Here is an 11,389-nt window from a genome sequence, read left to right as displayed (position 1 = left end):
GAGCGGGCCGCCCGCCGTAGGTTGGCCCCCATGACCGATCAGCCGTTCGTCCCCGCCGACTTCACCGTCCCCCGCGCCCTCGACGCCGAGGGGTTCCGCCTGGAACCCCTCGGCGAGCAGCACAACGAGGCCGACCACGCCGCCTGGACCGGCAGCATCGCGCACATCCGGGCCACCCCCGGCTTCGGACAGGGCAGCTGGCCCCCGGTCGAGGGCATGGACCTCGACCGCAACCTCGCCGACCTGCGCCGGCACGCCGCCGACTTCGAGGCCCGCCGGGGCTTCACCTACAGCGTCCGCGCCGTCCCCGGCGACGCCGTCGTCGGCTGCGTCTACATCTGCCCGGACCGGGACCGGCCCGGCGCCACCAGGGTCAGCTCCTGGGTCCGGGCCGACCGGGCCGAGCTGGACGCCCCGCTCCACCGCGCGGTCTCCGCCTGGCTCGCCACCACCTGGCCGTTCGCCGAGGTGACGTACGCCCCGCGCTGACCGGTCCCGGCAACGTGCGCCCCGCGGCGTCGGCCGGGCCGGGGGGACGGCGCAAAGCGACCCTCACCTCACGGCGGGGTGTCCGGACGGGGTACCTTCTTCGGACAGCGTCCGAACAGCCGTCCCGGTACACCACAGCGGGACGGCGTCGAGAGAGATGGTGCGACGGTGGTCATGCCCGTCACCCAGGAGCGGTCCGGTACCGCACCCGAGAACCCCGACGAGGAACCCGGCCCCGGCCCAGGCCGCGCAGCCCGGGCCCTCGCCAGGGTCCGGGCCGGCCTGCCCCGCACCGGACTGGCCGCGCTCGCCGGGCTGCTGCTCGCGCTGGCCTTCCCGCCGTTCGACCTGTGGCCGCTGTCGCTGCTCGGCGTCGCCGCGCTGTCCCTGCTCACCCGGGGCCACACCGCCCGCCAGGCCGCCTGGACCGGCTTCGCCTTCGGCCTGCCGTTCTTCCTGATGCTGCTCAGCTGGCTCCGGGTGGTCGGCTGGGACGCCACCGTCGGCCTGTCCGTCATCGAGGCGCTCTTCCTGGCCGTCCTGGGCTCCGGCCTCGCCGTCACCTCCCGGCTGCCCGGCTGGCCGCTCTGGGGCGCCTGCCTGTGGATCACCCAGGAGTGGGCCCGCGACCGGCTGCCGCTCGGCGGCTTCCCCTGGGGCCGGCTGGCCTTCGCCAACACCGCCACCCCGTACACCCCGCTGGCCGCGCTCGGCGGTGCCCCGCTGGTGACCTTCGCCGTCGCCCTGTCCGGCACCCTGCTGGCCTGGGCCGCCGTGCGGGCCGCGGGCCGCGGCACCGACCGCCGCCCGGTCGCGGCCGCGCTCGCCGCGCTCGGCGCCGTCGCCACGATGCTCGCCGGCTTCCTGGTGCCGGTGCCCACCGCGGCCGCCGACACCGTCAAGGTCGCCGTCATCCAGGGCAACGTCCCCAACCCCGGCATGGACTTCCTCGGCCGCCCGATGATGGTCCTCAACAACCACGCCGCCGCCACCGAGAAGCTCGCCGAGGACATCAAGGCCGGCCGGGCCGAGAAGCCGGACATCGTGATCTGGCCGGAGAACTCGTCCGACCTCGACCCGTTCTCCGACCCGCTGGCCTACCGGCGGATCGACGAGGCCGTCCGCGCGATCGGCGTGCCCACCCTGGTCGGCACCCTCGTCGACGGCCCCGACGAGCAGCACGTGCAGAACGAGGGCATCGTCTGGGACCCGAAGACCGGCCCCGGCGCCTCCTACACCAAGCAGCACCCGGTGCCGTTCGGCGAGTACGTGCCCTTCCGCGACCAGCTCTCCAAGGTCATCACCCGCCTTCAGCGGGTCGCCCGCGACTTCTACCCCGGCGACCACAACGGCGTCATGCAGCTCGGCCCGGCCCGGATCGGCGACGTCATCTGCTTCGAGGTCGCCTACGACGAGATCGTCCGCGACACCGTCGACCAGGGTGCCCGGGTGCTCGTCGTGCAGACCAACAACGCCACCTACGCCAAGACCGGACAGCCGGAGCAGCAGCTCGCGATGAGCCGGCTGCGCGCCGTCGAGCACGGCCGCGCGGTGCTGATCGCCGCGACCAGCGGCATCAGCGCGGTCATCGCCCCGGACGGCACGGTCGTCCAGCGCACCGAGGAGCTGACCGCCGCCGAGCTGATCGCGACGGTCCCGCTGCGCGACGGCACCACCGTCGCCGACCGGGTCGGCGCCGCCCCCGAGTGGACGCTTGCGGTGGCCGGCCTGCTGGCCTGCGCCGGAGGCGTGCTGCTGGCCCGCCGCCGCCGTGCGACGGCTCCGGGGGACGCCGGCGCCACCGCCCCCGGCAGCGCGCCCACCCCCGGCGAGTGACCCGCTGTTCCACCGGGCCCGCGCCCGGTGGAACACCGGCCGCCGGCCGACCGTTGGACCAGGTGGTGCCGTAGCCGGCCCGGACCTCCCGTGCGGCGCGCAGAGCACCGCCTGGAGTGGATTCGTACCGTGACCCGGCAAGACACCCCCACCCGTCCGGCCCCGCGCTCGAAGCTGCGGCGCGCGCTGCCGCTGCTGCTGACCGCCTGGCTGGTACTGGAGATCTGGCTGCTGGTGCAGGTGGGCTCCTGGCTGGGCGGCCTGACCGTGGTGCTGCTGCTGATCGCGGGCGCGCTGATCGGCGGCTCGCTGATCAAGCGGGCCGGCGCGCGCGCCCTGTCGGCGGCCTTCGAGCAGACCCGCGACCCGCGACCGGAGCAGCCGCAGACCGGGACCAGCCTGACCGTGCTGGCCGGCCTGCTGCTGATCCTGCCCGGCTTCCTCTCGGACGGGCTGGCGCTGACCCTGCTGTTCCCGCCGACCCGCGCGCTGTGGCGGGCGGCCGGGCGCCGGGCGGCCGACAAGGTGCTGCGCTCCGCCGCGACCGCGGGTGCCGACCCGCTGGCGGACGCGATGCGGCTGCAGGAGCAGCTGCGGATCCACCGCCCGGACGGCAAGGTGATCCAGGGCGAGGTGGTCGAGCCGGGCGCCGGCCCGGCCGCCGGACCGCAGGGCCCGGACACCGGCTACCGTCCGCCCCTCAACGGCTGACCCGGCCCGCCGGTGGTCCGGAGCGGACCACCGGCGGCGGGTACGAGCGGCACATGCGAAAGGGACCCTGGTGACCAGGGTCCCTTTTCGCGTGCCCCCGCCGGGTGGCGGGAGCAGGGTCAGGCGCTCTTGCGGGTGTCCCGCGGGTGCACCGCGAGGTTCATCCCACCGGAACGGAGCACGGCCAGCCGCTCGGCCAGCACCTCCTCCAACTCCTCACGGGTCCGGCGCTCCATCAGCATGTCCCAATGGGTACGCGTCGGCTTGGTCTTCTTCTCCTCGGGCTCGTCACCGTCGAGGAGTACCGCCTCCTGGCCGCAGAAGCGGCATTCCCAGGCGGAGGGGATCTCGGCCTCGACCGAGAAAGGAACCTCGAATCGGTGTCCGTTCTGACATGCGTACTCGACGGTCTGGCGGGGAGCCAGATCGATACCGCGGTCGGTCTCGTAGCTAGTGGCCCCGAGTCGCGTGCCGCGGAGAGCTCGCTCGCTCATGAATCGTGCCTCCCGGGCTTATGGCCCACAGGACTAGTGGTCGCTGTTCTTCGTCGTTCGGTCAACGCTCGGCTTCCGACGAAGATTCCCGTCCCGGGACATGCGTCGTCTGTTGTGCCGTCCCTGTTTGTACCCACCGGCGCCCGATTTGTCACATCTGGCCGGTGATATCACCCCAGGTGTCACCTATTTCACATCTGGTGATCGGTCGGCCTTTCCCGGACGAGCGTACCGGGCCGGGAATCGACGGTGGGAGCCGCCCCTCCCCTTCGGATGTGTGGCCGCCGGGTCAGGCGAGTGGGCGGAAGCGTAGCGCGGCCGGGCCCTTGGCGAGGTCCACCCCGGCGTGCGCGGCCGGATCGAGCTCCACCGCCACGGTCGGCGGGCCGTCCGGGTGGGTGGGCAGCGGCTGCGCCGACGGGACCGGCGCGGCCGCCTCGGTGCGGGTGTCGCGGTGCGGCAGCAGGGCGATCACGGCGTCCCGCAGCGCGGCCGGCGCGTCCTCGTCCAGGGGGTCGACGGTGGCCGGCAGCTGGAGCCGGACCGGGGCGCCGGTGCCGATCCGGGCGTAGCCGCGGCCGGCCGGGGCGTGCGCGGCGGGCACGATGTCCAGCGGCACCCCGAGGGCGGCGTGGCTCTCCTCGGGGCCGGCCGGGCCGAGCACCACCCGGGCCCGGGCGGTGGACCGGACGCTCGGCGAGATCCGGTCCCGGGCCTCGATGTCGTCGGCGACCACCACGGTCACCCGGGCGGCGCGGCCGTGCCGCAGCGGCAGTTCCAGCAGGTCCTGCGGGTCCGGTCGGCCCTCGGCGTGGGCCAGCTCGGTCAGCTCGGTCGGGTGGTCGAGCAGCAGCCACAGCGGCCGGGTGACGTCCGCGGGCGGCGCGGTGCCGGCGTGCCGGGCGGCGTTCAGCGCGGTGAGCCGGCGCTCGGTCTCCTGGGCCGCCCAGTGCAGCGCGGCCAGCGCGCCGTGCAGGCTGGTCTCCACCGTGTGCACGCCGGGCCGGTTGACCAGGCAGGCGTGCTCGCCGGTGCCGGCGCCGTCGATCACCATCAGGTCGGCGTACGGCAGGGCCTGGAGGGCGATCGAGCGGATCAGGCTGGAGGTGCCGTAGCCGCTGACGCCGAGCGCCAGCAGGTGCGGTTCGGCCGAGCGGGGGCCGGTGCGCCAGACCACCGGCGGCTGCTGGGCGGGCGCGCCGCCCTGCTGCACCGGGATGGTCCTGGCGCTGCCGTCCTCGTCGGTGAAGCCGAGCACGATCTCGCCGGGCGCGGCCACGAAGCGCTGGGCGGCGATGTCCGTCGGCAGCGGCGCCAGGGCGGCGATCCGCAGCCGGTTGGTCTCCTCGTCCCAGTCGAAGCGGTACTCGCGGGCCCGGCCGGCCTTGCCCTGGACGACCTGCTCGATCCGGGCCCGGGCGGCCGGCTCGGTGTCGGTGAAGTACGCGGGGTAGGCGATCTCCAGCCGGGAGAGCCGGCCCCCGGCGTCGAACTCCCACCCGGAGAAGACGTCCTTCCAGCTGCCCTCGTGGTGGTAGAGCGGGACGAGCTCGTCCGGCCCGGCCAGGTACGGGGTGAGCGCCGCGTACAGGGCGGTGAGCTTGACGTCGGCGACGTCCGGCTCGGGCGGGGCCGGCGGGGCCTTGGGTGCGCGCCCGGCCCAGGCGGCGCTGGCCATCAGCGCGACCAGGGCGAACAGCAGGCCGTGCGGCAGCAGGAAGATGCCGACCAGCATCGCGGCGACCAGGAACACCGTCGGCCCGCGCCGCTCCTTCGGGGTGGCCTGCCAGCGGCCCTTGGCCCAGCCGACGTGGTGGCGCAGCCCCCGGCCGACGACGGTGAGCGGCGCGAACATGTCGGAGGCGTGGTCGCCGGCCGTGCGGACGAGGTCGCGGCCCTTGTTGAGGTGGTTGCGGTTGAGCGGCATTCCTGGCTCCCCGGGCGAGTGGGACGGTCGGGTGGAACGGGGACTTGCGGCTCCGGCCGGTCCGGTGGCGGCTCGGGCCGGTTCGGTGCCGGTTCGGTGACGGCTCCGGCGGGAACGACCGGGCCCGGGTGCGGTGGGATCCGCGCCCGGGCCCTTGGGGTCGGGGAACCCGCTAGAACTTGATGCCGCCGAGCAGGCTGGCGAGGGTCGCACCGCCCGCGGTGATGCTCGGCGCGATCGAGGAGCCGGCGATGTAGAAACCGAGGAGGGCGCAGACGATCGCATGGGAGACCTTGAGTCCGTCCCTGCGGAAGAAGAGGAATGTGATGGTGCCGAACAGGACGATGCCGGAAATCGAGAGGATCACGTTCTGCTCCTCGGAGGAGGGGACGGGGACAGTGTCACGGAAAGTGCCACAATCGTGACAAAAAGTAATAGATGATGGAACGGTGCAAATGGGTGGATCTCCGGAGATGCCCCACCTCGTGACCCGGACGGCGGTGTGCGAACCGACCCCGCCGGGGCCCGGGGGTGCCGCATTTCCGGCGTGCCGAGCCATTCCCGCCCCCCGGGCGGGAAGTTTCCGGGGGTGGTGGGAAGTTCCCCCGAACGGGCGCGCAACCTTCCCGCCCACGTGTCGTGCGCTACCGTGCGTCCGGCGCGACCACCGACCACACCGGAGCGGCCCCGACCCGGGCCGCGCCGCGGAGAAAGGCCGAGACATGACCGACACCCCCGACGCCGACGTGATCGCCCTGGCCGGCAAGCTCTTCGACGCCGCCCGGGCCGGCGACTCCGCCACCCTCGCCGCCGCCGTCGACGCCGGTGCCCCGGCCGACCTCACCAACGACCGCGGCGACACCCTGCTGATGCTCGCCGCCTACCACGGCCACGCCGTCGCGGTCACCGCCCTGCTGGAGCGGGGCGCCGACCCGAACCGGGCCAACGACCGCGGTCAGACCCCGCTCGCCGGCGCCGTCTTCAAGGGCAACGACGCGGTCCTCGACGCCCTGCTCGCCGGTGGTGCCGACCCCGCCGCCGGCACCCCGTCCGCCGTCGACACCGCCCGGATGTTCGAGAAGACGGCGCTGGTCGCCCGGTTCGAGGGTCGACCGGAGGCGGGCTGAGCGAGGGCCGTAGGCTTGACGACCATGGAGAGCACCACCACCGGCGGAACCTTCGCACACGACCGCACGGGTGACCGCATCGAGCTGCGCGTCACCGGCTTCGGACACCCCGACGCCCAGCTCCTCGCGGCGGAGGTCCAGCAGGAGTACGTCGTCCGCTACGGCGAGGGCGACCTCACCCAGCTGCACCCCGACCACTTCGAGCCGCCCGCGGGCCTCTTCGTCATCGCCTACCTGGACGGCCGACCGGTCGGCTGCGGCGGCTGGCGTGCCAAGTCGGCGGCGCCGTTCGGCATCCGCGACGGCGACGCCGAGGTGAAGCGGATGTTCGTCCGCCCCGAGGCGCGTGGGCGGGGCCTGGCCAGGACGCTGCTGCGCCACCTGGAGCAGACCGCCGTCGACGCCGGCCGGACCAGGTTCGTCCTGGAGACCGGCAGCGAGCAGCCCGAGGCCATCGCCCTGTACGCCTCCGAGGGGTACGCGGCGATCGAGAAGTTCGGCATCTACCGCGAGCACCCGCAGAGCATCTGCCTGGGCAAGGAGTTCGACGGCGCGTCCGCCGTCTGACCCGTGCCGCGGCCGGGTAGCCTCCCGAGGGGGACCGACCGGACCCCTCGGGAGGGGCGCCGGCCGACGGCCGGCGCGGGCGGGGGAGAACCGCGGATGACCGGACCGGTACTGCCCGCCGAACCCACTGGAACTGTCGAACCCGCTGGAACTGCCGAACCCGCCGGACTCGGTGAACTCGCCGACCCCGGCGGTCCGTTGGCCCGCCTGGTGGCCGAGGGCCTGCGCACCGCCGGGACCGGCGGCGTCTGGTCGGTGGGCGACGCCGGCGGCGTCCGGGCCCGCGGCCGGACCGGCTCCCTCGGCCAAGGCCCCTGGGCCGCACGGGAGATGGACCACGACACCGTCTTCGACCTGGCCAGCCTCACCAAGATCGTCGCCCTCTGGCCGTGCGCCGGAGCCCTCCGGCAGGCCGGCCGGCTCCCCCTCGACCGTCCCCTCGCCGACTACTGGCCACCCGCCGCCCGGCACCCCGTCGGCGCTGTGACGGCCCGTCAACTCCTCACCCACACCGCCGGAATGCCACTGCGCACCCGCTTCGCCGAACTCTACGGCGACGACCCGGCCGCGATCCGGGCCGGCGTCCTCGCCGCCCCGCTGCACCGCCCGCCCGGCGCCGCCGTCGAGTACACCGACCGGGCCGCCGTCCTGCTCGGCCACCTCGTCGAGGACCTCGCCGGCGCACCGCTCGACCGGCTCGCCGCCCGGCAGGTCTGGCAGCCGCTCGGCATGACCGACAGCCACTACGGCCCGCTCGGCCCGGACACCGCCCACCGCACCGCCCCCACCGAGTACGAGCGCACCGCCGGCGGCATCCTGTGCGGCACCGTGCACGACCCCTCGGCCCGGCTGCTCGGCGGCGTCTCCGGCAACGCCGGCGCCTTCTCCACCGCCCGCGACCTGGAACGCTTCCTCACCGCCCTGCTCGCCCCGCCCTCCGGCACCGGCATCCCCTGGGGCGAACCCTGGATCACCGAGTCCCTGCGCGTCCACACCGGCGGACTCGCCCCAGCCCGGGGCCTGTCCTGGCTCTGCGCGGCCGGCACCGACCCCGCCGCCGGCACCTTCGTCCACTACGGCTTCACCGGCACCGGCATCTGGGTCTCCCGCCGCCGCGGCCGCTGGGCGCTGCTGCTCACCAACAAGGTCCACTACGACCGCGACTTCCAGCCGCTCACCGACCTGCGCAACGCCTTCCGCCGGGCCGTCCTCGGCTGACGGGCCCGGCGGGGGCGCACGCGGAACGGCGGGGCGTACCCGGAACGGCGCCGGGTGTCAGATCAGCGTCGACCAGTACGACCAGAACCGGTTCAGGATCAGCAGCGCGATCACCGCCGCCCACAGCACCGGCAGCGCCCAGTGGTAGCGGGCCGCCTCCCGGACCACCGGCCGCAGCCGGGGCCCCACCGGGATCACCCCCGACCGCAGATTGTGCAGCGTCGTGTACCAGAACAGCGCCACCACCGTCACCCAGACCACCATGCAGTACGGGCACAGCGCGCCGATGTCGTACAGCGCCTGGACGATCAGCCAGTGCGTGAACCCCACCCCGAGCAGCGTCCCGGCCTGGAGCCCCAGCCAGAACCAGCGCCGGTACCCGGCCCCCGCCAGCAGACCCGCGCCGACCGCCGCCAGCGCGCCGAACGCGACCAGCCCGAGCAGCGGGTTCGGGAAGCCGAACACCTCCGCCTGCGCGGTGCGCATCACCGAACCGCAGCTGATCACCGGGTTGATGTTGCAGCTCGGTATGTAGGAGGGATCCTCCAGGATCCGGAGCTTGTCGAAGGTCAGCACCGCCGAGGCGGCCAGCCCGACCAGGGCGGCCAGCAGGACGAACAGCGAGAACGCGCGGCCCGCGCCGACCTGCCCCGGACCGGGCACGGCCGCACCGGCGGGAGTCGGACGGGAGGAGGAGTGGGACGGCAGAGCGGTCGATGCGGTCATGGCAGAGCACTCCGTGGGTGAGGAAGGGCCGGCCCGGCCGGGTATCGGCCGGGCCGGTGGTGCTCACTGCAAGCCCGCGGCCTGCTTCACCTGCGCGGTGAACTGCTCCGCCGTCAGCGCCTTGTTGCCGCTGAACAGCGTGAGCGGCTTGCCGTCCACCTTCACCGTCGGGGTACCGGTCACCCCGCTGTCGTTGAACGCGTCCGCGACCTTCTTCGCCCACGGCGCGTACGTCCGGTCCGTGACCGCCTTGACGAAGGCGTCCGTCTTCAGACCCGGCACCTTGTCCGCCAGCTCCAGCAGGTGGTTGACGTCGCCGAAGGCGTCCTCGCGCTCGTCCGGCTGGTTGGCGTACAGCACGTCGTGGTACGCCTTGAACTTGTCCACGCCCTCGTTCGCCGCGGCGCCGATCGCCGCCAGCGCGGTGCGCGAGCCCTTGCCGCCGAGGTTCTTGTCCAGGAACGCGGCCAGGTGGTACTCGACCTTGACCGAGCCGTCCTCCACCAGCTTGCGGACCGCGTCGCCGTTGGCCGCCTCGAAGTTCTTGCACACCGGGCAGCGGAAGTCCTCGAACACCTGGAGGGTGTGCGCGGCGTCCGCCTTGCCGTACGTGATGACCGTGCCGTCCGCACCCGAGGTGTTCGCCGGGACGACCATCGCGGTCGGCTCGACCGCCTCCGTCGACGAGGACTTGCTGTCGCCGGCCGTGCTGATCGCCAGCGCGGTGCCGCCGACCAGGGCGAGACCGACGACGAGCGAGACACCGATGACGATCCGCCGCCGGCGCGCGTTCGCCTGCTTCTCCAGGCGCTGCGCCTCCTGGATGCGCTCACGGGCGCTGATCTTCTGGGCCTGCTTGCGAGAGGGCTTCTGGTTGGGGTGAGCCATGTCGGTTCAACTCCGTGATGGGGCGCGCCGAGGGGCGCGCGGAGGTGTTCCCAGGTGTTCCCACCCCGGCGCACGGCGTACGGCGCGGGCGCGCGGGGGCGCCGGCGGAGGTACGGGCCGGAGGGGACTACTGGGCGGGAGGCGGAGTCGCGCGCCGCCCGCCGGACACCTGGGAGCCCGTCACGGGGCAGTCGTCAGGACGTCGTCAGCGGGCCGGCGCGAACAGCGGCGGACCGCGGCGCGGCGCCGGACTCAGCACCACGTCCTCGCGGTGCGGGCGGCGGCGGTCCGGGACCGGCAGCGGCACCCGCAGCACCGGCCGGGCCGGCGCCGGAACCAGCAGCGCGACCAGCGCCCGCAGCGGCGCCGCGACCGCCTGGCGCAGCGCGCGCAGCGCCCGCACCAGGCCGGACAGGGCCGCGTCACCCAGCCGCAGCCAGGCCGCGGCGGCCAGCGCGATCACCAGGTGCACCAGCAGGAGCAGCAGTTGGGTGGCCGCGGGCGCCAGGCGCCCGGAGTGCCCCAACTGGCCGTAGAGCAACGACGACCCGTCCACCGAGCCGCCGCCGCAGACCAGCAGGTTCATGCCGCGGGCGGGGAGGTCGGCGCCGAGGACCGGACCACAACTGGTCTGGCCCAGATTGAACGTCGTGTTGAGCAGCAGCTCGACCGGGACCATCACGGCCGCGATCTGCGTCAACCGCCGCTCCCCGCCGGCCAGCGCGGCCGCGACCAGGAAGACGACGGCGGTCGCGACCACCACCAGGGTGAGCGGCAGCGGGCGACCGGTGATCACCACCTGGCCCAGCGCGGACAGCGGCACGGCGAGCGCGGTGAACACCGCGGCCCGCAGGGCCCTCGTCGCGTGGGTGGAGGTCGTCACGCTCGGGAGTATGTCACGGTCCTTACGCCGGGCACGAGGGTGCGTCGGGGTCGGCGGCCGGATCGGCGCACAGATTGTCCCGCATCGGTCGTTCGTTCGCGGTCCGGGGGCGGGGAGTTCACCGGGGCGATGGGTTTGACGGCGCGGCGGTGGGTGAGGGGCCGTCAGCCACTGACGGGGGCGGTGGGACGGTCCGACAATCGGGCGATGGACTATGCCCATGGCCCGGGGCCGGGGGCGCCCGATGTGCCGGAGGTGCCCGCGGTGCCGTCACCGTCGTGGCCGTGGCCGCCGTGGCCGTGGTTCCCGCCGCACTCCCCGCAGCCTTCGCACCCCTCGCACTCCGCGACGCCCTGCCCGTCGCCTTCTCCTTCGCCCGCGCCTTCTTCCACGCCTGCTCCGACGTCGTCGCCGTCCCCCCCCCCGTCCCCCCCGCCTGCCCCCCCGCCGCCGCCCGCTGTCCCGCCCCCTGTCCCGCCCGCTGTCTCGCCGTCGGTGCCGCCCGCTCCGGCCCCCGCCGCGT

General features: G+C 74.4%; 12 protein-coding genes and 1 pseudogene. 7 read left to right on the top strand and 6 right to left on the bottom strand.

Features of this window, described 5'->3' with window-relative positions; translation table 11 throughout:
* Window positions 1–30: 30 nt before the first annotated feature.
* The 3 genes from ADK60_RS36795 (at window position 31) to fxsA (ending at window position 3,036) form a co-directional block, all read left to right on the top strand.
* Window positions 31–489: a hypothetical protein gene (locus ADK60_RS36795; protein ID WP_053651159.1), complete on the top strand. Its 459-nt coding sequence runs from the start codon at window positions 31–33 to the stop codon at window positions 487–489.
* A gap of 174 nt (window positions 490–663) precedes the next feature.
* The gene (gene lnt, locus ADK60_RS36790) at window positions 664–2,325 is read left to right on the top strand and encodes an apolipoprotein N-acyltransferase (protein WP_053651176.1); all 1,662 of its coding nucleotides are present in this window, start codon (window positions 664–666) and stop codon (window positions 2,323–2,325) included.
* Window positions 2,326–2,454: 129 nt separating this feature from the next.
* Window positions 2,455–3,036 (top strand): FxsA family membrane protein, encoded by a 582-nt coding sequence (gene fxsA, locus ADK60_RS36785; RefSeq protein ID WP_045941658.1) that lies wholly within the window; start codon window positions 2,455–2,457, stop codon window positions 3,034–3,036.
* A 119-nt stretch (window positions 3,037–3,155) separates the two neighbouring features.
* Here fxsA and ADK60_RS36780 read toward each other — a convergent pair whose 3' ends face one another.
* From ADK60_RS36780 to ADK60_RS36770, 3 genes are all read right to left on the bottom strand, one after another.
* Window positions 3,156–3,530 carry an RNA polymerase-binding protein RbpA gene (locus ADK60_RS36780; RefSeq protein WP_030396357.1) on the bottom strand — a complete coding sequence of 125 codons (375 nt, stop codon included), beginning with the start codon at window positions 3,528–3,530 and terminating at the stop codon, window positions 3,156–3,158.
* A gap of 289 nt (window positions 3,531–3,819) precedes the next feature.
* Window positions 3,820–5,457, bottom strand: coding sequence for a hypothetical protein (locus ADK60_RS36775; RefSeq protein WP_079009005.1), 1,638 nt, complete (start codon window positions 5,455–5,457; stop codon window positions 3,820–3,822).
* Between the two features lie 172 nt (window positions 5,458–5,629).
* Entirely contained in the window at window positions 5,630–5,824 is a 195-nt protein-coding gene (locus ADK60_RS36770; RefSeq protein WP_030306123.1) for a hypothetical protein, read from the bottom strand.
* A gap of 355 nt (window positions 5,825–6,179) precedes the next feature.
* On the opposite strand from ADK60_RS36770, the gene ADK60_RS47945 reads away from it, so the two are divergent.
* The 3 genes from ADK60_RS47945 (at window position 6,180) to ADK60_RS36755 (ending at window position 8,369) form a co-directional block, all read left to right on the top strand.
* Window positions 6,180–6,584, top strand: coding sequence for an ankyrin repeat domain-containing protein (locus tag ADK60_RS47945; protein WP_053651158.1), 405 nt, complete (start codon window positions 6,180–6,182; stop codon window positions 6,582–6,584).
* Between the two features lie 24 nt (window positions 6,585–6,608).
* Complete coding sequence (locus tag ADK60_RS36760; protein WP_107094815.1) at window positions 6,609–7,151, top strand: GNAT family N-acetyltransferase; 543 nt, start codon at window positions 6,609–6,611, stop codon at window positions 7,149–7,151.
* A 96-nt stretch (window positions 7,152–7,247) separates the two neighbouring features.
* On the top strand, window positions 7,248–8,369 hold the full coding sequence (locus tag ADK60_RS36755; protein WP_079009004.1) for a serine hydrolase domain-containing protein: 1,122 nt from the start codon (window positions 7,248–7,250) through the stop codon (window positions 8,367–8,369).
* Window positions 8,370–8,426: 57 nt separating this feature from the next.
* Here ADK60_RS36755 and ADK60_RS36750 read toward each other — a convergent pair whose 3' ends face one another.
* The 3 genes from ADK60_RS36750 to ADK60_RS36740 all read right to left on the bottom strand — a co-directional run bounded on the left by ADK60_RS36750 (window position 8,427) and on the right by ADK60_RS36740 (window position 10,866).
* On the bottom strand, window positions 8,427–9,095 hold the full coding sequence (locus ADK60_RS36750) for a vitamin K epoxide reductase family protein (RefSeq protein ID WP_078896745.1): 669 nt from the start codon (window positions 9,093–9,095) through the stop codon (window positions 8,427–8,429).
* A gap of 63 nt (window positions 9,096–9,158) precedes the next feature.
* Window positions 9,159–9,983, bottom strand: coding sequence for a DsbA family protein (locus ADK60_RS36745; RefSeq protein ID WP_053651157.1), 825 nt, complete (start codon window positions 9,981–9,983; stop codon window positions 9,159–9,161).
* A gap of 205 nt (window positions 9,984–10,188) precedes the next feature.
* Complete coding sequence (locus ADK60_RS36740; protein ID WP_053651156.1) at window positions 10,189–10,866, bottom strand: hypothetical protein; 678 nt, start codon at window positions 10,864–10,866, stop codon at window positions 10,189–10,191.
* 284 nt (window positions 10,867–11,150) lie between these two features.
* Here ADK60_RS36740 and ADK60_RS47245 point away from each other — a divergent pair.
* Window positions 11,151–11,389: pseudogene (locus ADK60_RS47245) on the top strand (hypothetical protein); the annotation flags it as partial.

It is taken from the genome of Streptomyces sp. XY431, assembly GCF_001279805.1.
In the GTDB taxonomy this organism is placed as follows: domain Bacteria; phylum Actinomycetota; class Actinomycetes; order Streptomycetales; family Streptomycetaceae; genus Kitasatospora; species Kitasatospora purpeofusca.
This window is presented reverse-complemented; position numbering and strand designations above follow the sequence as displayed.

Bases quoted from the DNA above. Each gene is read 5' to 3' on its own strand.
- ADK60_RS36745 (WP_053651157.1), bottom strand. From the start codon at position 9,983: ATGGCTCACCCCAACCAGAAGCCCTCTCGCAAGCAGGCCCAGAAGATC.
- ADK60_RS47945 (WP_053651158.1), top strand. From the start codon at position 6,180: ATGACCGACACCCCCGACGCCGACGTGATCGCCCTGGCCGGCAAGCTC.
- ADK60_RS36775 (WP_079009005.1), bottom strand. From the start codon at position 5,457: ATGCCGCTCAACCGCAACCACCTCAACAAGGGCCGCGACCTCGTCCGC.
- ADK60_RS36780 (WP_030396357.1), bottom strand. From the start codon at position 3,530: ATGAGCGAGCGAGCTCTCCGCGGCACGCGACTCGGGGCCACTAGCTAC.
- ADK60_RS36795 (WP_053651159.1), top strand. From the start codon at position 31: ATGACCGATCAGCCGTTCGTCCCCGCCGACTTCACCGTCCCCCGCGCC.
- ADK60_RS36750 (WP_078896745.1), bottom strand. From the start codon at position 9,095: ATGACCGCATCGACCGCTCTGCCGTCCCACTCCTCCTCCCGTCCGACT.
- ADK60_RS36760 (WP_107094815.1), top strand. From the start codon at position 6,609: ATGGAGAGCACCACCACCGGCGGAACCTTCGCACACGACCGCACGGGT.
- ADK60_RS36755 (WP_079009004.1), top strand. From the start codon at position 7,248: ATGACCGGACCGGTACTGCCCGCCGAACCCACTGGAACTGTCGAACCC.
- lnt (WP_053651176.1), top strand. From the start codon at position 664: ATGCCCGTCACCCAGGAGCGGTCCGGTACCGCACCCGAGAACCCCGAC.